We start from the raw sequence: 22,598 nt of genomic DNA, 5'->3' as shown, positions 1-22,598 counted from the left end.
CATGACGGCATTCTCACGCACAGTAACTCTGAAATCTCCCTCTGAAACCCAGGCTTTGGCTATTCAGATCAGCGCCACACTTTCAGCCGGTGACGTTTTGCTTCTTGAAGGGCCAATCGGTGCTGGCAAAACCCATTTTGCACGTAGTTTGATCCAAGCTTTGTTGCCCGTACAAGAAGACGTGCCTTCACCAACATTCACGCTTGTTCAAGTGTATGATGGGCCTGAATCAGAGATATGGCACGCCGACCTTTACCGTCTTTCTGCTCCGGATGAAGTTGTCGAACTTGGGCTGACAGATGCCTTTGAAGAAGCCATTTGTCTTGTTGAATGGCCCGATCGGTTGGCGGAACTGGCGCCAGAGAATGCGCTCTATCTGCGGTTTGATGTCTCCAAGCAAGCCGAACACCGCCAGCTAACCATATCCTGGGCATCCCCTCACTGGTCGAAAAAGCTTGAAAGGATTGCAAAGTGAGCCCTCGCGACATCGCGATCAGATCCTTTTTGGCCAATACAAAATGGTCCACGGCTGAAGTTTGCAATCTGGCCGGTGATGCATCTGCTCGCCGCTACAAACGTCTCAAGTTGGGAAAGAGCGAAACCGCCGTCCTGATGGACGACCCGACGGAGAATGGAAATTCGACGGAGAGATTTGCCAAGATCGCGGCATTTTTGAAGGGCAAAGGGTTATCAGCACCGGAAATTTTCTCGTCGGATCACACCCAAGGCTTGCTGCTGATTGAGGACCTCGGTGACGATCTTTTTGCACGCATCATCCCAAAAGATATCACCAAAGAAGGCCCACTCTACTTAGCGGCCTCAGATGTGCTGACCGCGCTACACCAGTACGCGCCTCCCAGTGGCCTCCAGAGTATGGACGCACCAACTCTAGCTCAGATGATCGAACCAGTATTCTCTTGGTATATCTCCGGTGCAGACCTGCCCTGGCAACACGCTTGGGCGACGCTTCATCAAACTATGTTGCCAATTTTTGAGACCCATTTTGACACCCCTGACGTCATGGTTTTGCGCGACTACCATGCTGAAAACCTCCTCTGGTTACCCAATCGACAAGACGAAGCGCGTGTAGGCTTACTGGATTTTCAGGACGCTCTCCTCGGTCACAGGGCCTATGACCTGGTGTCTCTCTTGCAAGACGCCCGACGGGATGTGCCGATGGACATAGAAAACCGCACCAAAGCCCATTTTGTGCAATCCTCCGGCCTTGATCCGGAGAAATTTGATGTCGCATACGCCTTACTGGGCGCACAGCGAAATTTGCGGATCATCGGCGTTTTTGCCCGCTTATGTATGCACTATGGAAAGCCAGACTATGTGGACCTAATCCCGCGTGTGTATGATCTGGCGTTGCGCAATCTGAAACATCCTGCGCTGCAAGAACCTGCTGAGATTTTGACAAACACCCTGCCCGCTCCAACTCCTGATATTCTCAAGAAACTGAAAGCCAAATGCGCGACAATCCCAACGCCGTAATGCTCTTCGCCGCCGGTTTTGGCACGCGTATGGGTGAACTCACCCGCGACACACCAAAACCCCTTTTAAAAGTTGCAGGCAAAACCCTACTGGACCGCACCCTCGAATTGACCACCGTTATTGCGGCCGAACGCACCATCGTGAACGCGCATTACCATCATCAGAAAGTGGCCGAACACCTAAAGGGCACCGGTGTTCAGGTCTCGATAGAACTCCCTGACATTCTGGAGACCGGTGGCGGTCTGCGCAATGCATTGCCATTGCTCGGCGACGGGCCGGTTTTTACCAGCAATACGGACGCGGTGTGGCATGGCCCAAACCCATTTGAAATGCTCCGTGACGCTTGGCGACCAGACGATATGGACGCGCTTCTACTGTGCCTGCCAAAAGAAAATGCCATTGGCCACAAAGGCACTGGGGATTTTGTCCTGAACGAAGTAGGTCAAATCAGGCGCGGCCCAGGCGTCGTGTATTCCGGTGTTCAGATCCTGAAAACCGGCGGGTTGGCGGATATTGCAGAGACATCGTTTTCCCTCAATGTGCTCTGGGACAAGATGTGTGCCTCCGGTCGCCTCTATGGCCTGACCTATCCCGGAAAATGGTGCGATGTTGGATCCCCCGAAGGATTGCAACTCGCGGAAGGCTTGTTAGAGGCAAAAGATGTTTGAACCCAGCACAGCCCCACGTGTTTTTGCGCTTCCACCCGGTGCTGACTTTCCCCGCTACCTTGTAGAAGGGCTGCGTGCGCGCTTCGCTGATCAACACCCCGACGCCATCGCCAAAGCCACCGTGATCGTAAACACCGCCCGCATGGCCCGCCGGGTACACGCCTTGTTTGACGCAGGGCCAGCCACTCTTCTGCCACGCATCCAACTCCTGGGGGACTTCGCGAACACCGCATCCGCCCATCTTCCAGCCGCAACGCCGCCGATCCGGCAACGTTTTGAGCTGATCCAACTGGTCACCCGACTGCTGGAACAGCAGCCTGATCTCGCGGCCCGCGCGTCTGTCTACGACCTCGCCGACAGCCTTGCGGCTTTGTTTGATGAAATGGCGGGCGAAGGGGTCTCAGTTGACACAATCGAAGCGTTGGATGTCAGCGACCAATCCGGCCATTGGGCACGCGCCCAGTCGTTTTTTAGAATTGCCCGCCACTTCATCGAAGACATGGACAGCGCGCCTGGGCAAGAGGCCCGCCAACGGCGTGCCATAGAAGCTATTGTAGCCTCATGGGATCAAAGCCCTCCGCAAAGGCCCATCATTTTGGCTGGGTCCACCGGATCACGTGGTACAATGCAGCTGCTGATGCAAGCCGTTGCGCAACTCCCACAAGGTGCAGTGGTTCTGCCTGGTTTTGATTTTGATATGCCCCCCGAAACTTGGGATCATCTGTCTGACGGGCTTCAAAGTGAAGATCACCCGCAATACCGCTTCCGCAACTTGGTCCAAAGCCTTGGCTTGGCACCGCAAGATGTGACGCTCTGGCACGGCTGCAAAGCACCATCTCCCGCACGTAACAAAGTTGTCTCTCTCGCACTTCGCCCTGCGCCGGTGACCGATCAGTGGTTGAGTGAAGGCCCAACACTTGGTGATTTGTCGCACGCAACTCAGGACGTCACGCTGGTTGAAGCGACAACGCAGCGCGAAGAAGCGCTCGCCATCGCTGCCCGGTTTCGGAAAGCCGCAGACGAAGGCCTGACCTGTGCTCTTATCACACCTGACCGGATGCTATCCAGGCAAGTCACCGCCGCCTTGGATCGGTGGGACATTGTACCGGACGACAGCGCTGGGCAACCCCTTCAGCTTTCGCCGCCAGGCCGATTTTTGCGCCATGTTGTGGCTCTATTTCACCAGAAACTGACCTCTGAAGCCCTCCTGACGCTCCTGAAACACCCCCTCGCCCACAGCGGCGAAAATCGTGGTGATCATCTCAAATACACGCGCGATTTGGAACTCTGGATACGAAGACTGGGCGTTACGTACCCTAACGCCGATGACATGCGTGCATGGGCCGCTGCTCGTGACGATAAAATGGCCGAGTGGATGACATGGCTTACCAGCAACTTCTGCGCCGCAATCCAACCAAACGACGATGTGACCACCCTCTTGGAGACCCACATTACGCTTGCCGAAAGGATTGCACAGGGATCGGGAGAAGGCAGCGGCGGACTTTGGGATCAAGCTGCAGGGCGATCTGCGGCGCGACTCGTCGCAGAGGTCAGAGATCACGCGCAAGTGGTCGGCACGATTTCGCCTTCAGACTATGCTGATCTGTTTGGAGCTATTCTTTCCCGCGCCGAAGTCCGTGACCGCGACACAGGTCATCCAAACCTTCTAATTTGGGGAACGCTGGAAGCTCGGGTCCAAGGGGCAGACCTTGTGATCCTCGGTGGACTAAATGAAGCAAGCTGGCCGGAATCTCCGAGCCCAGACCCTTGGCTCAACCGCAAACTCAGACATGATGCTGGTCTTTTGTTGCCAGAACGTCGCATCGGCTTGTCCGCACATGACTTTCAGCAGGCCATTGGTGCACCTGAGGTTTGGATCACCCGTTCGGTGCGGTCCGACGAAGCTGAAACCGTGCCATCGCGCTGGATCAACCGCCTGACCAATCTGCTCAGCGGTTTGCCGGACCAACATGGCCCCGAAGCATTACAGGACATGAAGGCGCGCGGGGACACATGGTTGTCCTACGTGCGTGCCATAGAAACTGTTCCATTGGTGCCCGCTGCCACGCGCCCCTCACCAACGCCCCCTCCAGAAGCGCGCCCACGCCAACTGTCCGTGACTGAAATCAAACGCCTGATCCGGGATCCTTATGCGATTTACGCCAAACACGTGCTGCGCCTACGTCCGCTCAATCCTTTGATGCGCACACCAGACGCCTTACTACGCGGCATTGTTATACACGACGTATTGGAGCAGTTGATCAAAACCTCTGTGGCCGAGGACACTCCGGTTACCCGAGAGCAGATACTCGCTGTGTCAGAGACTGTTCTTGCCAAAAACGTGCCTTGGGCAACCGCCCGTGCCTTGTGGCAAGCGCGTCTCGATCGCGTGGCCGATCACATCGTTCATGGAGAGGAAGCCCGACGCAAACGTGGCAAACCCCTGGCATTTGAAACCTCTGCCGAGGGCCTGATCCCGGAGCTTGGGTTCCGACTGACTGCCAAAGCGGATCGAATTGACCAAACAGACTCCGGTGCTCTGATCCTGTACGACTACAAAACCGGGTCGCCGCCGTCCAAAGACGAACAAACCTATTTTGACAAACAGCTGTTGTTGGAAGCGGCGATGGCGGAACAGGGCGGTTTCAAAGACATTGACCCCTCCGACGTGGCAGATGCCATCTACATTGGCCTTGGCACATCACCCAAGGACCAACCAGCGCCACTCTTGGAAACGCCTCCCACGACAGTGTGGGAAGAGTTCACCACGTTGATCCAACACTATGTCGCTGACGGAAAAGGTTTCACCTCCCGCCGAGCGATGCGCGCAGAGCGAGACGAGGGTGATTTTGATCAGCTGGCTCGATTTGGCGAATGGGATGCCACAGACGAACCTGCGCCGGAGACCCTGTCATGACCCAACCGATAAATGACGCCACCCGCCGCCAAATTGCGGCCGCCCGTCCGAATGCCAGCACGTGGCTGTCTGCAAACGCTGGCTCTGGCAAAACCCGCGTGTTGACCGATCGCGTTGCGCGCCTTTTGCTTGAAGGCGTTCTGCCACAACACATCTTGTGCCTGACCTATACCAAGGCCGCCGCCAGCGAGATGCAGAACCGACTGTTCCAACGTTTGGGCAGCTGGGCCATGAAATCTGACGACGCATTGCAAACCGAACTCAATGACCTCGGCGTTGTCGGTAAATCCGCCTCTGAAGACCTCAAGAACGCTCGCACGCTCTTTGCCCGCGCCATTGAAACCCCTGGTGGGTTAAAAATCCAAACCATCCACTCGTTTTGCGCCTCCATGCTGCGCCGCTTCCCCTTAGAAGCCGGTGTTTCGCCGCTGTTCCGCGAGATGGAAGATCGCGCCGCAGTCCTTTTGCGTGAAGAAATTGTCGAGCAGATGGCAGAAGGATCGGACGCGCAATTGATCCACGATTTGGCAGTGCATTTCACGGGGGCATCTCTGGAAGATCTGACAGCGGACATCTGCCGCAATGCCGACAAACTGCGCCAGCCAATGTCCGAAATCGAGTTATGCGCGCTGCTTGACCTGCCGGAAGGGTATGATCATTCCACCGTGCAAACAGATGTGTTTCTCGGCGGTGAATGGGACCTCATCCAACAGTTGATTTCTGTTCTGCTGACCGGCGGAAAAACCGACGCTGGTGCGGCGGCCAAACTGGGCCGCATCTCTTCGATGGACAGTGCCGCATTGCCAGTTCTGGAATCCGTGTTTCTCACTGGTAAGGGTGCAAAAGAGCCGTTTTGCGCCAAGTTAGACACTTTCCCCACCAAAGCACTGCGCGTTGCCCATGCAGATCTCATAGAGCGTCTAAGGCCCTTTATGCTGCGAGTTGAGGACACACGTGCCCGCCGCTTAGCGTTGCAAGCAAAAGACCGCAGTTCCGCGCTACATGCCTTTGCCTCAAATTTCCTCACCCGCTACGACGTCGCCAAACAACATCGCGGGTGGCTCGATTTTGACGACCTGATCCTGCGCGCGCGTAACCTGCTTAACGAACCGTCAGTGGCAGAATGGGTGCTCTATCGCCTGGACGGCGGGATTGACCATATCCTTGTGGACGAAGCACAGGACACCAGTCCGGTACAGTGGCAGGTGATTGAACGACTGGCCCAAGAATTCACCTCTGGCTCTGGCGCACGGGATGATGACACGCGCACCATATTTGTTGTGGGCGATAAAAAGCAGTCGATTTACAGCTTCCAAGGTGCCGATCCAGCAGAGTTTGATCGTATGCGCGATGAGTTTGCCGCGCGATTAATGCCCACCGAACGCCAGCTGCAAGATCTGAGCTTGGAGTATTCCTTCCGCTCTTCACCTGCCGTTCTCGACCTTGTCGACACGTGCTTTGAAAACCACTCCGATGCGGGTTTCCCAACGGGCAATCGCCACATCGCGTTTAATGACGACATGCCAGGCCGCGTCGACCTCTGGCCTGTTGTGGAACCCGTTGCCAAAGCAGAAAAAGACGAATGGTTTGATCCTGTGGACCGGCTAGGAGACACCCACCAGACAGTTATTCTGGCAGACCGGATCGCTGCACAAATTGCGCGCATGATCAAACAGGACACCATTGCTGACAAACGCGGCCCGGATGGTGCTTATAGGCAGCGCAAAATTGAGCCCGGTGATTTTCTTATACTTGTTCAACGCCGCTCGGACCTGTTTCATGAAATCATCCGCGCCTGTAAATTACACGGCTTGCCTATCGCCGGTGCAGACCGCTTGAAGGTGGGTGGCGAAATGGCTGTGCGTGACCTTGGGGCGCTGCTGTCTTTCCTCGCCACGCCTGAAGATGACCTATCTCTGGCAACGATCTTACGATCACCGCTGTTTGGATGGTCTGAACAGGCGTTGTTCGATTTGGCGCACAGACGTGCACCAAAGACCTACCTTTGGGCCACGCTACGCGAACGTGGCGAGGAATACCCCAAAACCATGACTATCCTGAATGACCTGCGCGCCAATACGGATTTCTTGCGCCCCTATGATCTCATTGAAAGGGTACTCACCCGTCACAACGGCCGCCATGCCTTTCTCGCCCGCCTAGGAGCGGAAGCGGAAGACGGCATCAACGCGCTGCTGTCTCAGGCCTTGGCTTACGAAAAATCCTCCGTGCCTAGCCTCACCGGCTTCTTACAGTGGATGCAAACTGACGATCTGGAAATCAAGCGCCAGATGGACAACGCGACCAACCGTATCCGTGTGATGACGGTGCATGGCTCCAAAGGTCTCGAAGCCCCCATCGTCATCATGCCGGATACCGGAAAGCGACTGATCAAAACGGATGCGCCTATTATTCCCGTTGGAAGCACCGCGCTTTGGAATATGCCCGCAGATACTGCCCCCGTGCCACTGGCCTCCGCACGGGAAGCCATGGCTGAAGCACAAGCTGCGGAGCGGATGCGCCTGCTTTATGTGGCCATGACCCGCGCCGAGAAATGGCTGATCGTTGCGGCAGCGGGTGATTTGGGCAAAGACGGCAAAAGCTGGTATGACACCATCCGCGCAGCCATGATCGCTTCAGACGCTGCGCCGTGTCAGTTTGAAGGTGGCGAAGGTCTGCGTATCGACCACGGCAATTGGGCTGGAACCGTCACTAATTCACCAAAAACCGCAAGTTCACCCAAAACAAACGTCCCAGAATTTCTCAAAACCTCAACCACGGCACCACTTCCTCACTCCACCACGCTAAGCCCGTCGGATTTGGGTGGTGCCAAAGCTCTTGGCGGTGCGCAGGGGTTGGACCAAGACGCCGCCATGCAACGCGGCACATGGCTGCATCTGCTTCTCGAACACCTGCCAACCTATCCACAATCCAAATGGGAAGACATTGCCACATCCTTATTGCAGGACGATCTTGTCGATATGCCCGTTGGTCAACTTTCAGACCTTCTAGCCGAAGCCACACACGCCCTAACCAAACCAGAACTTACGTGGATATTTGATCCGACAGCGCTTGCCGAAGTTCCTGTCACCGCTGATCTTGGCGCGAGCCGTCTTCATGGCATCATCGACCGCTTGGTCGTTCAGGACGATTGCGTCTGGGCAATTGATTTCAAAACAAATGCCACGGTTCCAAGCTCTGCAACAGCAACACCAGACGGCATTCTGCGGCAAATGGGGGCATACACCCATGCTTTGGAACAGATTTTTGACACGCCCATCAGAACCGCCATCCTTTGGACGGCCACAGCTGAGTTGATGGAACTGCCACACGATCTTGTGACAAAATCGCTTGCAGCCACACCATATCTTGACGACCCCGCTTCGCAAACCTAGGTTCCCTCGAACCAACACTTACCAGCACCCTCTTTCAGGAGACCTCCAAATGGCAACCGTCGCTGTCACCGATGCCACCTTTGACGAAGAAGTAAAAAACGCCGACGTGCCTGTCGTCGTGGATTTCTGGGCCGAATGGTGTGGCCCTTGTAAACAAATCGGCCCAGCGCTCGAAGAGCTCTCCGCCGAAATGGACGGCAAGATCAAAATTGCCAAAGTTGATGTGGACAGCAACCCGGGCGCAGCCGCTGCTCTGGGTGTGCGTGGCATTCCTGCGCTGTTCATCTTCAAAGACGGTCAGGTGATCTCCAACCGTGCAGGCGCCGCCCCTAAGGCTGCTCTGCAAAGCTGGATCGAAGACGCCCTCTGATCCGGTCAAAATACCGATTTCGAAAGGCGCTCCAATGGGGGCGCCTTTTTTGCTCTAAAGGTCAAGACACAGGCCACCCAAGCCCTGCCAATCGCGCCCTGATTTTGTCTTCTGCTTCCGGCCGTCCCGCATTGATCGACATCTGCTGAAGGAACCACCACAGATATTGAGGGTAGGGTGGTTTCATACCGCGCACTGCCTCGAAAGCTCTGTCGACACCCAAAACACCAACATTGGCCGCAATGTGGTGGAAATCGATGCCAGCAAACAGCACACTTGGTTTTTTCAGGAAATACCCGGCAAAAGCCACGCTGGAATTCATCGTCACCACGTAGGCGCATTTTGGCAAAAGCTCTTCCATGCCGCCGGCACGCAAAGACAGGCGCGCATACTTCGCAACCATGTTATCCAAAACTAACAGCTCTTCATCTGAGTAGCTCTCCCCAGGGTGCAGTGTGAGACAAATCTCCCGATCAGGCTCCTGTTCCAAGACGTGCTGCACCATCTCAACCGGGCTGCAGTGCTGAAAATAGCGTTTCTCAAGCAACTTCCCCTGCAGCGGCACATAGACAAAATCACCTTTCTCAACGGACTTCAGCAAAGGCTCATAAATCCGTCGTCGCCAAGCCTGAAAGAATTTTCGCGCTTCCGCTTCATCAATCTTTGACGGATCAAAAGCCGTTTGCGCAACTTCCCAGTGCCACCGTTCATTGGTGTGCTCGATATGCCAAAACGGGTAGTGGTAGGCTTTCCTCAAAGTCACCGAATTGCGCACAAACGGATCGCGCATATAGAACACGGAATATCCGCCAAGACGTGGGTCAGCCTCCTTAGGATCGACATAACTGACCTGCATGCCCGCAGAGCGGGCCACATCGGCCACCTTGTTGATAAAATTGTGATCCCCGGCTTCCGCGCGCTGTCTATGTGGCCACGGAATGTAAAAACGGGCCTGTGTTTCACTGCTCATAGGGCGGACGCTAAGCCCTTGCAATCACGCCCGCAAGCCATACCCTTGTGCCTTTCTTGCCGCAGGCTCATATAGAGCGAAGGATAGAAGGAGCATTTGGATGTCTGAGGACCAATTCCCCGGCTGGCACGGCACTACCATCATTGGTGTGAAGAAGGGTGACGAAGTTGTGATTGCCGGAGACGGACAGGTCTCTCTGGGCCAAACAGTGATCAAAGGCACCGCGCGCAAGGTCCGCCGTCTGAGTCCAGGTGGATATGACATCGTTGCTGGATTTGCAGGCTCCACCGCCGACGCCTTCACGCTTCTGGAGCGCCTAGAAGCCAAGCTCGAAGCCACCCCAGGCCAGCTGGCCCGCGCTTCTGTCGAACTCGCCAAAGACTGGCGCACAGACAAATACCTGCAAAAGCTCGAAGCAATGCTGATTGTCTCCGACGGCACCGATATCTTTGTGATCACCGGGGCAGGGGACGTGCTGGAACCTGAGCACGACGTCACCGCCATCGGCTCGGGCGGCAACTACGCTTTGGCCGCAGGGCGCGCGCTCATGGACACTGACTTGTCCGCTGAGGAAGTAGCCCGCAAGGCCATGGCCATCGCAAGCGATATTTGCGTCTATACCAATGGCAATCTCACCGTGGAGAAAATCTCCAAATGAGTGATATGACCTATACACGCATGGGCAACTCCGGGCTTGTGGTGTCCCGCTTGGCGCTTGGCACCATGACCTTCACCCACGGCTCCGACTGGATCCCCGGTGTCGCCAAAGTCGGTCTGGAAGATGCCCAGAACATGGTTGATCTAGCGCTTGACTGTGGCATCAACTTCTTTGATGCGGCAGATGGATATTCCAGTGGCGAAGCTGAAGACATCCTTGGCAAAACCCTCAAAGGCAAGCGCAACGATGCGGTGATCTGCACTAAACTTGGGTTCCGCCAAAGCGATCGCGTCACTGACGCAGGCCTGTCACGAGGCCATATTCTGTCGTCCGTCGACAGCTGCCTAAAACGGCTGAACACTGATTGGATCGACCTTCTGGTTCTGCACAAAACCGACTTCACCACCCCGATGGAAGAGACCTTGGCAACCCTGCAAACCGTGATCGACGCGGGCAAGGTCCGCCACATCGGTGTCTCCAACTGGCCCGCATGGAAAGTTGCGCAAGCGGTGCAATTCCAGCGTGACAACAGAATGAGCCAGTTTGTGGCAGGACAATATCTCTACAACGCTGTAGGCCGTGACATCGAAATGGATGTCCTGCGCATGAGTGAAGAGTTTGGCCTCGGTTTGATGGCGTGGTCCCCGCTCGCTGGCGGTCTTTTGACGGGCAAATACGACCTCAACAAGCTGGAAGACAGCGATGGTCGTCTGGCTGAAGGTGACTTCCTGCAAGTCTCCAAGGATCAAGCCATCGCCGCGATCTCTGCGCTGACATCAGCCGCTGAGACGCACAACGCCACACCGGCCCAAATTGCCCAAGCCTGGATCTTGAACAAACGCCGCGATCACACTGTCATCATCGGCGCGTCCAAGCTGAGCCAGCTTGAAAGTGGCATCGCCGCCGCCAATATCGCGCTCAGCGAAGATGAGATGGCCGCGCTGGATGACGCAGCAGTCCCAGGCCGTCGTTATCCCGAGTGGTTTGATGACATGATGAAAGACGAGTTGTTTAGCAAAGTGCTCGCGTAACGAGAGACCCACACGTCATGATTAACAAAGATGATCTTCGCGCCGCGGTTGGCTCTGGCCTGCTGAATGAACAACAGGCCGCGTCCCTGGCTGCGCTAGCAGACAGTCGCCGTGGCGCACGTGAAGAGCTCGCCGTTGGCGACGAACCGTTTGAGCTGTTCAAAGGCTTCAACGAGATTTTTATCGTTGTTGGCCTGTTGATCCTCGCCAGCGGATGGGCCGCGGTGAACGGTATCGCCATGGCCACTGAGATTGTAAATTACAAAGCCAAAATTGTAAGCATGACTGCCATCTCGGCTGGGGTCATCTGGGTGTTGTCAGAGTACTTCATCCGCCGCCGCCGCATGGTGGCCCCGGCCATCGCCCTATCCATCCTCTGGGCCATCAACGCAGGCTCCGGCATCACCGCTTATTTCGCGCAGCCATTCATGCTGGCTCAGGAAGACTTCTCAAGCCTGCCGCTGCCGCTCGCGCTCACCACCCTGGCGACGCTCATCTTCTGGCTGCGCTTCCGCGTGCCTTTTGCCATGGCGCTGATCGCGCTTGGCGTTTTTGGCATCGCGCTGATGCTTGGCGCCAACCAATCCGGCACCCCGACCAGCCCTCAAGACCTGTTCTTGCTCTCTGCAGGCGGACCTTTTGCCTTTATCACGTTGGGCGTTGGCATTGCCGTGTTCGCCGTCGCCATGTTTTTCGACATGTCCGACCCGCACCGTGTCACCCGTCGCAGTGCGCAAGGCTTCTGGCTACACGTTGTCGCCGCACCAGCCCTGATCAATACAGTCGCTCTGACGCTTCTCGAAGCTGGCGGCAACAGCGCCCACATGGCACTCATGCTCTTCCTGCTTGGCTTTGCCGCCATCGCTATCATCATCGACCGCCGCTCCTTCCTGATTGCGGCCATCGGCTACACCGTTGCCCTGGCCAGCATCGTCTTTGACGGCGAGGGCGCAGCGTTCACCATCCTCTTCCTCGGCATCTTCTTGGTGGTGCTCGGCGCGTTCTGGTCCCGCTTCCGCGCGGCCCTTCTTGCGCCTTTGTCCGGCATTCTGCCGCTGCACCGCCTACCGCCCTCTCACTGATTGGACACCCCTATGACTGATCTCACGCCTCGTGAAATTGTTTCCGAACTTGACCGATTCATCATTGGCCAAAACGACGCAAAACGCGCCGTGGCCGTGGCTCTGCGCAATCGCTGGCGCCGCAAACAGCTGTCTGATGACATCCGTGATGAAGTCTATCCCAAGAACATCCTGATGATTGGCCCCACCGGAGTGGGCAAAACCGAGATCTCCCGCCGTCTGGCCAAACTCGCCCGCGCCCCATTTATCAAAGTTGAGGCCACCAAGTTCACTGAGGTCGGCTACGTCGGCCGCGATGTGGAGCAAATCATCCGTGATCTGGTCGATGCCGCCATCATCCAAACCCGAGAACACATGCGCGAAGACGTGAAGGTCAAAGCCCACGCCGCCGCCGAAGAGCGCGTGATCGAGGCCATTGCTGGCACAGAGGCCCGCGAAGCCACCCGGGAAATGTTCCGGAAAAAACTCAAAGACGGTCTGCTGGATGATACGATCATTGAACTTGAAGTTGCGGACAGCTCCAACCCATTGGGCGGCATGTTCGACGTGCCCGGCCAACCCGGTGGGCAGATGGGTATGATGAACCTCGGTGATATCTTTGGCAAAGCCATGGGCGGCCGTACCACCAAGAAACGCATGACCGTTTCTGAAAGCTACGAAGTGTTGATCTCTGACGAAGCAGACAAACTTCTGGACGATGAAACCGTCAACGCGGCTGCGCTTCAATCCGTGGAGCAAAACGGTATCGTGTTCTTGGACGAAATCGACAAGGTCTGTGCCCGTCAGGAAGCCCGGGGTGGTGACGTGTCCCGCGAAGGTGTGCAACGCGATCTGCTGCCCCTGATCGAAGGCACCACAGTCTCCACCAAACACGGCCCTGTAAAAACTGACCACATCCTCTTCATTGCCTCCGGCGCTTTCCACATCGCCAAACCATCTGACCTTCTGCCAGAATTGCAAGGTCGCTTGCCAATCCGAGTAGAATTGCGCGCGCTGACCGAAGAAGACTTCGTGCGCATCCTCACCGAAACTGACAATGCCCTGACCCGCCAATACACTGCACTGATGGGCACCGAAGAAGTTACCGTCACCTTCACCGAAGATGGCATCGCAGCCCTGGCCAAAATTGCAGCAGACGTAAACCAATCGATTGAAAACATCGGTGCGCGCCGCCTTTACACAGTTATGGAACGCGTTTTTGAGGAGTTGAGCTTCACCGCCCCGGACCGCTCTGGCGATGAAATCACAGTCGATTCCGCCTTTGTAGACACGAATCTGGGCGAGCTTTCAAAATCTATGGACGTCAGCCGCTACGTGCTCTGATTTCCCCTAGCAGCTTTTATCGTTCCTCGGCATAGTCCCGGCAACTTAGCATTGCCGGGATTTTTTTGTGCGCCGCCTTATTATCATACTCACGTGTTGCCTTGTGTCCGCCTGCGCAGATCGTATCACGGCGCCAGTTCAACCTGAGGCATTAGCTTCCCCCAACACACGCCAGATTTTTGTTGTCACCAACCGACAGCAAAACGCGCAGGGGTATCTGGCAAACACGCGTAATTCAGAGCTGACTTTCCTGGACACAACAGTGTCTATTCCACCTGAACACTCAGCCGGCGAAGCGCCTACGTTCCATGCCCGCCCGGATCCACAAAAGCACTTTGTAATCGCAAAAGAAGCTCAAATTGCCTCCCTGCCTGAGCTGGCAAAGAGGGTGTCTTCCAGCCTATCGGACCAACTCCGGCGCAATCGCGAAGTCACCGTTTTTGTGCATGGGTACTACAACACCTACCAAGATAGCCTGTTCCGCATTGCCCAGCTTCAGACCGATTTTAATATGCCTGGCACCGTGGTAAATTTCGCCTGGGCCAGCGCGGGCAGTCCCTTGGGATATGCGCACGACCGGGAAAGCGCCTTGTTCTCACGCGACGATCTTGAGCGCACGCTGCGTGCCCTTGCAAAATCCAAATCTGATCGCCTTTTACTCGTTGGACATTCCCTTGGCACGTTTTTGATCACTGAAACGCTGAGGCAGATCGAGCTCAAGGAGCCCGGCTGGACCGCACGCAACATCGATGCGCTGGCACTGATTTCACCGGACATGCCTGTTGATTTGTTCCTGCGTAACCTGGAGCCCATAAAATCACTACCTGAATCGACCGTGATTTTGACTTCGACAGAAGACAGCGCCCTACGCCTCTCCAGTCGGATCAACCGCTCAACGCAACGATTGGGGCAGCTCTCAAACCCAGACCTGCTCGCGGACTTACCGGTGATTGTGTTTGATGTCTCCAGTTTCTCTGACGGCAGCAGCAACCACATGACGTTTGCCGAAAGCCCTGCGTTGATTGCACTGCTGCGTGATGCGCGCACATTTGATGAACTGCTTGCACCAGACGATCCAAATTTCCTTCTGCGACAAGCTGAAAAAGTCCGCGTTTCCAATCAGGCAATCGCCATTCAGGTCTCCGGCCCACCCGGCGGATCATGATTTCGACAGGCACATTTCTTCGGCAAAATGGCCGCTACCTTTTGCCCGGCGCAATGCTGATGTTCCTGTCCTGTTTTGGCCAAACCTTTTTTATTGGCACGTTTGCCGCTGACATCCGGGCTTCCTTTGAACTGTCCCATAGCCAATGGGGGGCAATCTATATGCTTGGCACCGGCACCTCAGCACTCCTTATGCTGTGGGCTGGGACGCTGGCAGATCATGTTCGTGTGCGCATTCTTGGCCCAATCATGTTGATATGCCTTGCCGGTGCCTGTGTCGCCTTGGCTTTTCTGTCTTGGGTCTGGGCACTTCCCTTTGTCATTCTCGCATTGCGTTTCACTGCACAAGGCATGCTGCCGCATATTTCTGCCGTTGCGATGGCCCGCTGGTTTGCCGTCTCTCGCGGTCGCGCATTGGCCTTTGCCACCATGGGGTTCATGCTTGCAGAGGCCACGATGCCAATCACTGTTGTCTGGCTGAAAAGCAGAATGGACTGGCATCTCATTTGGGTGACGGCAGCGTGTTTCTGCCTCCTGATGGCCCCTGTGATCTACGTGTTACTGCGACAGGAACGCGACCCTCAACACATAGCCACAGAGCACAGCACTTTGGGCATGGACTGCCGGTCGTGGACGCGCTGGGAGGCCATCCGGCACCCTGTCTTTCTCTCGGCTATTCCCGCAATGATGGTCTTTCCCGCATTCTCTACAGTGTTTTTCTTTCAACAGACCTATTTTGCGGAGATCAAAGGCTGGTCGCATCTCGCTCTTGTGTCCGTCTTTCCGCTGGGAACCCTGTCTTTCGCTCTATCCACATTGACGTTTGGCTGGCTGATTGACCGAGTCGGTGCATCTCGATTGATGCCCTTTTACCTCCTGCCTTTGGTGGCTGCTTTTGCATTGCACGCCTGGGCTCCGTCTGTTGGGTGGGTTGCGTTTGGCGTGGTGCTCATGGGCTTGGCAGGCGGCGGACAAGCAACTCTGCCAGCTTCGGTATGGTCAGAGTTTTTCGGTACGCAACACCTCGGCGCAATCAAAGCCACTGTTGCGGCTTTCGCAGTCCTGGGATCCGCACTTGGGCCAGGTCTTTCAGGTTGGATGATCGACAGCGGCGTACTGTACGAAACTCAGCTCGCCGCCTTTGCCATCTGTTTTGCCTTTGCCAGCGCTACCATGGTGATCCCTTTCGCCCGCGCACGCAGATCTTTAGCGGCGTAAATAGACGTAGTACGCCCCGGTACCACCGTGACGGATATGCGCTTCAGCCACTTGAAGGATGCACGCTTTCAAGGGAGGCAGTGCAAACCATTGCGGGACTTGATGTTTCAAAACGCCACGACGAGTTGGAATTGGCCCTTCATCGCGCCTCGTTTTGCCTTTGCCAGTGATCACAAGAACCAACCGTTTTCCTTCACCATGGGCGCGTAGAATATAGCCGGTCAAGGCCCCATGTGCCTGATCCGCCGTCATGCCATGCAGGTCGATTTTACCTTCCGGCTTAAGCTTGCCACGCTTCATCCGACCAAAGGCTTTTTTGTCCATGTGCACTGGTTGCCGTGCAACCCGATCCGACACGCTGCCCATTAAGTCATGGCCAGACCGTCCAACAGGTGCTTTGGCCCCAACTTCAAAACTTGGCAGAGCAGGGGAAAGATGTGGGCGAGTCTTTTTGGTCGGTTTTGGCTTGGGTTTCGGTAACTCGTGGGAACTTGCGCCGGGATGCAACCGCTCAGCCGTATCCGCCACCTTCCGCCAGAGGGTGACTTCATCTTCACTCAATTTCCGCCGTGTCACAGAACCGACTCCGGCAGCATCGCATACGCCCGCTGTATCGGAAGCAGCACCACCATGCGTCCCGGATCCTTGAGCGTTCCCGCCGCCTTGCCCGCCGCATCGCCGGTACCAAAGAAAATATCCGCCCGTTGTGCACCTTTGATGGCCGAGCCAGTGTCCTGGGCAATCATCAATCGGCGCAAAGGACCTGCGCCGTCTTTCTCAACCCACACGGGCGCACCAAGTGGTGTAAATTTAGGGTCCACCGCCACCGACCGCATTGCCGTGATCGACCGGTTCATGGCCCCAAGCGGACCTTTGTGGGCTGGCACACGACTTACTTCACGAAAGAACACAAAACTGTCGTTGTGACGCAGCAACTCAGCCCCATCCACCGGATTGCGCTTCACCCAATTTTTGATGACCTGCGCACTAACCTGATGCGCATTGTAAACACCACGCCGCACCAACTCGGCCCCAATGGAGCGATACTTATGCCCATTGGCACCACCATAGCCCACACGGATGTAGGACCCATTGGGCAAACGAATGCGCCCGGACCCCTGAATTTGCAGGAAAAACAACTCCACCGAGTCATCCACCCAGGCAATTTCCAAACCACGCCCTTTGAGCGCCCCAGTGGTTTCGATTTCCCGCCGCGAAATCCACTTTCCATCTCGTGCCTCAGTTGGCAAACGATAGATAGGAAAACGATATCGGCCACTTGGCGTCAAAGACCCGTCCAATTCAGGCTCGAAATATCCCGTGAATAGCGCGCCTTTTTTCGCTTCCTCAATCAGAACCGGCCGGAACAGAAGCTCAAAAAACTTACGCGCATCTTCAATGCCTGTGGCCGCCGCACAAAGCGTTTGCCAATCCGGCGCATCAAAGTCATTGCAAGTGTTCAAAAACACTTCACGGGCGGCCTCGTGATCATCCGCGGCCCACCCGTCAAGGTCTTCAAAAGACAATATTTTCATATGAGTTTCGGACATAGCTGCCCCTCCGGTCAAAACAAAGACCGCGGCCAATGCCGCCCGAAACGCCCGGATCATTCGCCCGTGGCAACAAGCTGCCAGTTTGGATCGTTTGATCCCATCGCGCGTGCAAAGGTCCAAACGTCCTTTTGGCGCTTAATCTGGCTTTCGTTGCCCTCAACAATGTCGCCGCCGTTGTCGCGCACAACATGCGTCAGTTCGCCAACATAGCGCACAGTGATTTCGCCTTCTTTGGTGGTCTCATCAAAATGCGCCGCTTGGAGCGCCATTTCGCGGACGCCGATAAACTCGCTCTCAACGGTCAAACCTTTGTCGGCCCGCATCTCTACAACCTGAGCAAAGCTTTCATAAACTTCGTCACCCAAGAAAGTCTTGATTTCACCAAGATCGCCTTTTTCAAACGCCATCAGGATCATCTCATAGGCGCCGCGTGCCCCGCCAAGGAAATCGCTCACACCAAACTGCGGATCAATCGACTTCATTTTAGCAAGAGCAAGAGCGGTCACGCTGCCTTCTTCCGCATGATCCAGAATGTCTTGATCCGGTCCACCTTCGATCACTTCGAGGTCAGGGCCTTTGCGACGCGCGGGGGATACACCCTCTTGACGAGGCTCTTCGTATCCCTCTCGAGTCCCCAAAACATTGCGCAAACGCAAGATCAGAAACACGGCAATACCGGCAAGAACCAGAAGTTGAATTAGGGAGGAGTTCATTTGAACCTCATGTTGGGCATGGAAACACTGTTCTCTCGCACTTATGTAAGTCACGCGCGGGGTCAAGTCCACCTCGCCAAAAGAAGCATTGGAGTAAAGCTAAGATGTGGCTCTTGTTGGCCTTTGTTGCGATCCCCATGATCGAAATTGCCCTGTTCATCAGCGTTGGTGGCGCTATTGGTCTTTGGCCAACGCTTGCCATTGTATTGCTCACCGCCATCCTTGGCACGCATTTGGTCCGCTCTCAGGGACTTGCGGCCATTGGAAATGTGCAAAAATCCTTCAATGAATTGAATGATCCGACGGAACCTTTGGCCCACGGCGCAATGATCCTCATCGCTGGCGTTCTGCTTTTGACCCCGGGCTTTTTCACAGATGCTGTGGGATTTGCCCTGCTGACACCACTATTCCGAAAAATGATGTTCAATTTTGCGCGCAGCCGTGTTCGCGTCCAAGGTTTCACAATGGGCAGCACTCAGTCTGCGACCTTTCATGCGGGCCCAGGAAATCACGGCCGTCATCCTGCGGAGTCAGACGTGATCGATGGCGAATTTTCCGAGGTTGATCCCGCCAAAAACGGCGCGGCACAGCAGCTGGACAGCGCCAAAAATCACACGCATAAGCCATCCGGTTGGACTAAACATTGAGACACCTAATTTGACCTGTTAAAGCAGGGCAAACGAATATTTTGGAGACTCCCATGGCGGAAAACGAAAACGGTGCTGCCCAAGCGCCGCAGCTGAAAATGAACGTACTGACCCAATTCGTACGCGACATGTCGTTCGAAAACATTTTGGCTCAAAAAGGCTCTGCGGGTAACCCGCAGCCGGACGTTCAGGTTCAAGTCAATTTGGATGCCAAAAAGCGCAACGCTGATCATCAGTTTGAAGTGGCGATGAAGCTCAACATCACCGCCAAAAACAAAGATGACGGCGCTGAGATGTTCATTTTGGAGATGGATTACGCCGGCGTGTTCCACGTGGAAGGTGTACCAGAAGATCAGCTGCACCCGTTCCTGCTGATCGAATGCCCGCGCATGCTGTTCCCATTTGTACGTCGCATCGTTTCTGATGTCACACGTGACGGTGGCTTCCCGCCGCTGAACCTCGAAACTATCGACTTTGTGGCGCTGTACCGCTCCGAATTGCAGCGTCGTGCACAGGAAGAGCAGCCTGTCGCAAACTAAGCGGCCCGGTCTTGAGATTTCAGGCGCTGCCTTTTCAGGCGGCGCCTTTTTTTATGTCTAGCCTAGTTTAGTCCACAGAGCATTTTCACCCATCTTCTGCACAAACTCGTCATGTGCCGCCGCCTCTCCTTCAGTCAAACGGGAGGGCAGGGGTGTGGCCCGCTTACTTGGGCGCCAATCATCTGCTTGCACAGACTTGGATTTCCCACCGCCACCGGATGCGAGCACCAAATCCGGTTGTCGTCCACCAATCAATTCCAGATAGACTTCCGCCAGGATTTCGGAGTCAAGCAACGCGCCGTGCAACGTCCGCGAGGTGTTGTCGATTCCAAACCGGCGACACAACGCATCCAATGTCGCTGGCGACCCGGGAAACTTCTTACGTGCGATCGCCAAGGTGTCCAATGCCCGATCCATCGGGATCTCTGGCAGGTTCATCCAGCCAAGCTCAGCATTCAGAAACTTCATGTCAAATTTGGCGTTGTGAATGACAAGTTTGCTTTCTGGACCAATGAAATCCAAAAATGCCTGACCATGTGCCGAAAACAGCTTTTTATCTTTTAGCGTGACTTCGCCAGGCTGCGCATCACGCGGCACATCCAACAAATCCGGGCCAATCCCATGCACCCCAAACGCCTCTTCCGGCATCCCACGCTCCGGGTTGATGTAAACGTGAAACGTCTCCCCCGTTGGCAGATGGTTGTAGAGTTCCAGCGCCCCAATTTCGACAATCCGGTCGCCGGAGAATGGATCGAACCCGGTGGTTTCCGTATCGAGTACGATTTCACGCATTGGTCATCTGCCCTCTGATGGTGGTCACGATCTTCTCCACCTGCACACGTGCATGGTCAAGCGTATCGGTGATCACAACATAATCTGATTTGAAAACTTTTTCATCGTTTGGCATCTGCTTGGCGCGGATATTCTCAAACTGCGCCTCAGTCATCGTGCCCCGCGCCAAAACACGTTCTCGCTGAATTTCAGCTGAAATAGAGACGCACACAACCGCATCCATGGCCTCATTCCCGCCGGTTTCAAACAGCAAAGGAATGTCAAAGACCAAGATGTCAGCGGTGGCAGATGCAATAAACGCCGCGCGATCCTCCGCCACCAAAGGATGCACAATCTCTTCAATAACCTTCAAAGCAGATGAATCTCGTCCTATCGCCTCCTTCAGTTTGTCTCGCGACACCGACCCATCAATGACTGCCTCAGGAAACGCAGCCTGCATGGGCGAAACTGCTGCACCGCCGACGTCATACAGCCGATGTACCGCCGCATCTGCATCCCAAAGCCCGCAGCCCACTTCAACAAACAGCTGCGCCGTAGTCGACTTTCCCATGCCAATCGATCCGGTCAGCCCCAGCTTAAAGCTCATCCCAAAACAACCCGACGTGTTTCGTCATCTACAATGGGCCGACGCCCAAACCAGCGCTCAAACCCTGGGACAGCTTGATGCAACAACATGCCCAAACCATCCACGGTCACACAGCCAGCTTCATTTGCGGTCCGCAAGAAATTTGTGGTCAGTGGCGTATAAACCAAATCCGTCACAACAGTTTCCTTGCGCAGACCATCCATCGGCACGCGAAGCTCCGATTTTCCAACCATGCCAAGCGACGTGGTGTTCACCAATGTGGCAGCTTTTTCCAAAATATTACCTGCTTGCACCCACTCCACCACTTTTACCCGCGCACCAAAATCTTCACGAAGTTTGTCCGCACGCACCCGTGTTCGGTTGGTCAGCAATATCTCCGGCACGCCAGCATCCAATAAGGACGCCACAACCGCCCGCGCGGCGCCTCCTGCACCAAGAACAACAGCTGGCCCAGCAGGAGCATCCCATTCTGGGGCACCCTGACGCAGGTTTTCGATAAAGCCATAGCCATCTGTATTGTCACCCAAGATGCTGCCGTCATTGAGAAATATCAGCGTGTTCACCGCCCCGATCAGCGTCGCGCGATCGGTGATCTGATCGACAAACTGCATCACCCGCTCTTTATGAGGAATGGTCACGTTGCAACCAACAAACCCCATCTTTGGCATGGCCTTCAAAACATCGCCCAAAGCATCTGCTTCGACTTCGAGCGGCACATAATGTCCCGCGATGTCGTAGGTCTTGAGCCAATGCCCATGCAGGAGCGGCGACTTGGAGTGCGCGATCGGATTTCCGATCACCCCCGCCAAAGGAATGGACGGCAATGTCATTGTGGCAATTCTCCCCGTGTCGTCAGGAACGACAGAATTTCTACAAGCGGCATGCCAAGTACGGTGAAATAGTCCCCGTCGATTTTGTCAAACAGGCGCACGCCTTCTTCTTCCAACTTATACCCACCAACGGAATGACGGATGCTGTCAAAGTTGCGAAACAAGTAGCCCTCAAGAAAGTCGTTGCTGAATTGCCGCATGAACAGGCGTACGACGCCCACATGACGCCAAAGCGGTTCGCCATTCTGATAGATCACAGATGCAGACAACAACATATGACGCTGACCACGCAACAACAGCAGCTGATTGCGCGCATACTCGACACTTTCGGGCTTTGAGAAAATTGTGCCCTGAAAATCAAGAACCTGATCACAACCCAAAACCAACGCCTCTGGCCGCTTCAAGCTCACCTTACGGGCTTTTGCCTCGGCCAGAGCATCCGCCACATCACGTGGCGTAGCCCCCTCTGCCTGCAATGATCGCTTAATCAACTCCTCATCTACGCGCGGTTTAACAGTTTCGTAACCAACATTGGCTTTAGATAGGAGCTGAGCCCGTATCTCGGAGCCTGAGGCAAGGATCAAGGGTGCGGTCATGTGGATAATTCCGTGGAGAAAGGAAGGAACTTCTTTGGAGTCCTTTCTGGAAATT

The 22,598-nt window shown here is 55.3% G+C and carries 22 protein-coding genes; 14 read left to right on the top strand and 8 right to left on the bottom strand.

All coding sequences use genetic code 11. The annotated features are described in order from the left end of the window. The first annotated feature begins 1 nt into the window (after position 1). From tsaE to trxA, 6 genes are read left to right on the top strand one after another with little or no spacing between them, the layout of a single operon-like run. Positions 2-475 (top strand): tRNA (adenosine(37)-N6)-threonylcarbamoyltransferase complex ATPase subunit type 1 TsaE, encoded by a 474-nt coding sequence (tsaE, locus tag QOL67_RS03175; protein WP_283424490.1) that lies wholly within the window; start codon positions 2-4, stop codon positions 473-475. Next, entirely contained in the window at positions 472-1,494 is a 1,023-nt protein-coding gene (locus tag QOL67_RS03170; protein ID WP_283424489.1) for an aminoglycoside phosphotransferase family protein, read from the top strand. Before tsaE ends, QOL67_RS03170 begins: the two co-directional genes overlap by 4 nt. Then, positions 1,470-2,162 carry a nucleotidyltransferase family protein gene (locus QOL67_RS03165; RefSeq protein WP_283424488.1) on the top strand — a complete coding sequence of 231 codons (693 nt, stop codon included), beginning with the start codon at positions 1,470-1,472 and terminating at the stop codon, positions 2,160-2,162. Before QOL67_RS03170 ends, QOL67_RS03165 begins: the two co-directional genes overlap by 25 nt. Next, positions 2,155-5,079 carry a double-strand break repair protein AddB gene (addB, locus tag QOL67_RS03160; protein WP_283424487.1) on the top strand — a complete coding sequence of 975 codons (2,925 nt, stop codon included), beginning with the start codon at positions 2,155-2,157 and terminating at the stop codon, positions 5,077-5,079. The genes QOL67_RS03165 and addB overlap by 8 nt, the downstream gene beginning before the upstream one ends. After that, the gene (addA, locus tag QOL67_RS03155; RefSeq protein ID WP_283424486.1) at positions 5,076-8,471 is read left to right on the top strand and encodes a double-strand break repair helicase AddA; all 3,396 of its coding nucleotides are present in this window, start codon (positions 5,076-5,078) and stop codon (positions 8,469-8,471) included. The genes addB and addA overlap by 4 nt, the downstream gene beginning before the upstream one ends. 49 nt (positions 8,472-8,520) lie before the next feature. Beyond that, positions 8,521-8,841 (top strand): thioredoxin, encoded by a 321-nt coding sequence (gene trxA, locus QOL67_RS03150; RefSeq protein WP_283424485.1) that lies wholly within the window; start codon positions 8,521-8,523, stop codon positions 8,839-8,841. Between the two features lie 61 nt (positions 8,842-8,902). Here trxA and QOL67_RS03145 read toward each other — a convergent pair whose 3' ends face one another. Continuing rightward, complete coding sequence (locus QOL67_RS03145) at positions 8,903-9,811, bottom strand: hypothetical protein (protein WP_283424484.1); 909 nt, start codon at positions 9,809-9,811, stop codon at positions 8,903-8,905. A 100-nt stretch (positions 9,812-9,911) separates the two neighbouring features. Between QOL67_RS03145 and hslV the strand changes: the two genes are divergently transcribed. The 6 genes from hslV to QOL67_RS03115 all read left to right on the top strand — a co-directional run bounded on the left by hslV (position 9,912) and on the right by QOL67_RS03115 (position 16,287). Then, positions 9,912-10,469, top strand: a complete 558-nt coding sequence (gene hslV / locus QOL67_RS03140; protein WP_283424483.1) for an ATP-dependent protease subunit HslV — start codon at positions 9,912-9,914, stop codon at positions 10,467-10,469. Beyond that, positions 10,466-11,500, top strand: coding sequence for an aldo/keto reductase (locus QOL67_RS03135; RefSeq protein WP_283424482.1), 1,035 nt, complete (start codon positions 10,466-10,468; stop codon positions 11,498-11,500). The genes hslV and QOL67_RS03135 overlap by 4 nt, the downstream gene beginning before the upstream one ends. Before the next feature lie 17 nt (positions 11,501-11,517). After that, a complete protein-coding gene (locus tag QOL67_RS03130) occupies positions 11,518-12,582 on the top strand; it encodes a hypothetical protein (RefSeq protein ID WP_283424481.1) in 1,065 nt (354 codons plus the stop codon). A gap of 12 nt (positions 12,583-12,594) precedes the next feature. After that, positions 12,595-13,905, top strand: a complete 1,311-nt coding sequence (gene hslU / locus QOL67_RS03125) for an ATP-dependent protease ATPase subunit HslU (RefSeq protein ID WP_283424480.1) — start codon at positions 12,595-12,597, stop codon at positions 13,903-13,905. A gap of 262 nt (positions 13,906-14,167) precedes the next feature. Then, positions 14,168-15,070, top strand: a complete 903-nt coding sequence (locus QOL67_RS03120) for an alpha/beta hydrolase (protein WP_283424479.1) — start codon at positions 14,168-14,170, stop codon at positions 15,068-15,070. Continuing rightward, positions 15,067-16,287, top strand: coding sequence for an MFS transporter (locus QOL67_RS03115; RefSeq protein WP_283424478.1), 1,221 nt, complete (start codon positions 15,067-15,069; stop codon positions 16,285-16,287). Before QOL67_RS03120 ends, QOL67_RS03115 begins: the two co-directional genes overlap by 4 nt. Here QOL67_RS03115 and QOL67_RS03110 read toward each other — a convergent pair. Genes QOL67_RS03110 through QOL67_RS03100 form a run of 3 tightly spaced genes read right to left on the bottom strand, consistent with a single transcriptional unit; the run spans position 16,276 to position 18,553 of the window. Further along, complete coding sequence (locus QOL67_RS03110) at positions 16,276-16,863, bottom strand: Smr/MutS family protein (protein ID WP_283424477.1); 588 nt, start codon at positions 16,861-16,863, stop codon at positions 16,276-16,278. The genes QOL67_RS03115 and QOL67_RS03110 overlap by 12 nt on opposite strands. Continuing rightward, positions 16,860-17,897 carry a murein transglycosylase A gene (gene mltA / locus QOL67_RS03105; protein WP_283424476.1) on the bottom strand — a complete coding sequence of 346 codons (1,038 nt, stop codon included), beginning with the start codon at positions 17,895-17,897 and terminating at the stop codon, positions 16,860-16,862. Before mltA ends, QOL67_RS03110 begins: the two co-directional genes overlap by 4 nt. Next, a complete protein-coding gene (locus tag QOL67_RS03100) occupies positions 17,894-18,553 on the bottom strand; it encodes a Tim44/TimA family putative adaptor protein (protein WP_283424475.1) in 660 nt (219 codons plus the stop codon). Before QOL67_RS03100 ends, mltA begins: the two co-directional genes overlap by 4 nt. Before the next feature lie 104 nt (positions 18,554-18,657). On the opposite strand from QOL67_RS03100, the gene QOL67_RS03095 reads away from it, so the two are divergent. Both QOL67_RS03095 and secB read left to right on the top strand, forming a co-directional pair. Further along, the gene (locus tag QOL67_RS03095) at positions 18,658-19,200 is read left to right on the top strand and encodes an FxsA family protein (RefSeq protein ID WP_283424474.1); all 543 of its coding nucleotides are present in this window, start codon (positions 18,658-18,660) and stop codon (positions 19,198-19,200) included. Between the two features lie 53 nt (positions 19,201-19,253). After that, entirely contained in the window at positions 19,254-19,739 is a 486-nt protein-coding gene (gene secB / locus QOL67_RS03090) for a protein-export chaperone SecB (RefSeq protein ID WP_283424473.1), read from the top strand. A 57-nt stretch (positions 19,740-19,796) separates the two neighbouring features. Here the strand turns inward: secB and dnaQ are convergent, their stop codons facing one another. Genes dnaQ through QOL67_RS03070 form a run of 4 tightly spaced genes read right to left on the bottom strand, consistent with a single transcriptional unit; the run spans position 19,797 to position 22,543 of the window. Next, the gene (gene dnaQ / locus QOL67_RS03085; protein WP_283424472.1) at positions 19,797-20,531 is read right to left on the bottom strand and encodes a DNA polymerase III subunit epsilon; all 735 of its coding nucleotides are present in this window, start codon (positions 20,529-20,531) and stop codon (positions 19,797-19,799) included. Further along, complete coding sequence (gene coaE, locus QOL67_RS03080; RefSeq protein WP_283424471.1) at positions 20,524-21,117, bottom strand: dephospho-CoA kinase; 594 nt, start codon at positions 21,115-21,117, stop codon at positions 20,524-20,526. The genes dnaQ and coaE overlap by 8 nt, the downstream gene beginning before the upstream one ends. Further along, positions 21,114-21,947 (bottom strand): shikimate dehydrogenase, encoded by an 834-nt coding sequence (locus QOL67_RS03075; protein ID WP_283424470.1) that lies wholly within the window; start codon positions 21,945-21,947, stop codon positions 21,114-21,116. The genes coaE and QOL67_RS03075 overlap by 4 nt, the downstream gene beginning before the upstream one ends. Continuing rightward, on the bottom strand, positions 21,944-22,543 hold the full coding sequence (locus tag QOL67_RS03070; protein WP_283424469.1) for a Maf family protein: 600 nt from the start codon (positions 22,541-22,543) through the stop codon (positions 21,944-21,946). Before QOL67_RS03070 ends, QOL67_RS03075 begins: the two co-directional genes overlap by 4 nt. Positions 22,544-22,598: the final 55 nt, after the last annotated feature.

Source organism: Shimia sagamensis (genome assembly GCF_900182745.1).
GTDB classification, from domain to species: Bacteria; Pseudomonadota; Alphaproteobacteria; order Rhodobacterales; family Rhodobacteraceae; genus Shimia; species Shimia sagamensis.
Note: the sequence above shows the minus strand (reverse complement) of the source record. Positions and strands in the feature narration are given on the sequence as shown.

Excerpts from the sequence above, each read along its gene's own strand:
- QOL67_RS03145 (WP_283424484.1), bottom strand. The coding sequence starts at position 9,811 with ATGAGCAGTGAAACACAGGCCCGTTTTTACATTCCGTGGCCACATAGA.
- addB (WP_283424487.1), top strand. The coding sequence starts at position 2,155 with ATGTTTGAACCCAGCACAGCCCCACGTGTTTTTGCGCTTCCACCCGGT.
- QOL67_RS03130 (WP_283424481.1), top strand. The coding sequence starts at position 11,518 with ATGATTAACAAAGATGATCTTCGCGCCGCGGTTGGCTCTGGCCTGCTG.
- QOL67_RS03100 (WP_283424475.1), bottom strand. The coding sequence starts at position 18,553 with ATGAACTCCTCCCTAATTCAACTTCTGGTTCTTGCCGGTATTGCCGTG.
- QOL67_RS03075 (WP_283424470.1), bottom strand. The coding sequence starts at position 21,947 with ATGACATTGCCGTCCATTCCTTTGGCGGGGGTGATCGGAAATCCGATC.
- QOL67_RS03115 (WP_283424478.1), top strand. The coding sequence starts at position 15,067 with ATGATTTCGACAGGCACATTTCTTCGGCAAAATGGCCGCTACCTTTTG.
- trxA (WP_283424485.1), top strand. The coding sequence starts at position 8,521 with ATGGCAACCGTCGCTGTCACCGATGCCACCTTTGACGAAGAAGTAAAA.
- mltA (WP_283424476.1), bottom strand. The coding sequence starts at position 17,897 with ATGATCCGGGCGTTTCGGGCGGCATTGGCCGCGGTCTTTGTTTTGACC.
- QOL67_RS03095 (WP_283424474.1), top strand. The coding sequence starts at position 18,658 with ATGTGGCTCTTGTTGGCCTTTGTTGCGATCCCCATGATCGAAATTGCC.
- addA (WP_283424486.1), top strand. The coding sequence starts at position 5,076 with ATGACCCAACCGATAAATGACGCCACCCGCCGCCAAATTGCGGCCGCC.
- dnaQ (WP_283424472.1), bottom strand. The coding sequence starts at position 20,531 with ATGCGTGAAATCGTACTCGATACGGAAACCACCGGGTTCGATCCATTC.
- secB (WP_283424473.1), top strand. The coding sequence starts at position 19,254 with ATGGCGGAAAACGAAAACGGTGCTGCCCAAGCGCCGCAGCTGAAAATG.
- tsaE (WP_283424490.1), top strand. The coding sequence starts at position 2 with ATGACGGCATTCTCACGCACAGTAACTCTGAAATCTCCCTCTGAAACC.
- QOL67_RS03070 (WP_283424469.1), bottom strand. The coding sequence starts at position 22,543 with ATGACCGCACCCTTGATCCTTGCCTCAGGCTCCGAGATACGGGCTCAG.
- hslV (WP_283424483.1), top strand. The coding sequence starts at position 9,912 with ATGTCTGAGGACCAATTCCCCGGCTGGCACGGCACTACCATCATTGGT.
- QOL67_RS03165 (WP_283424488.1), top strand. The coding sequence starts at position 1,470 with ATGCGCGACAATCCCAACGCCGTAATGCTCTTCGCCGCCGGTTTTGGC.
- coaE (WP_283424471.1), bottom strand. The coding sequence starts at position 21,117 with ATGAGCTTTAAGCTGGGGCTGACCGGATCGATTGGCATGGGAAAGTCG.
- QOL67_RS03135 (WP_283424482.1), top strand. The coding sequence starts at position 10,466 with ATGAGTGATATGACCTATACACGCATGGGCAACTCCGGGCTTGTGGTG.
- hslU (WP_283424480.1), top strand. The coding sequence starts at position 12,595 with ATGACTGATCTCACGCCTCGTGAAATTGTTTCCGAACTTGACCGATTC.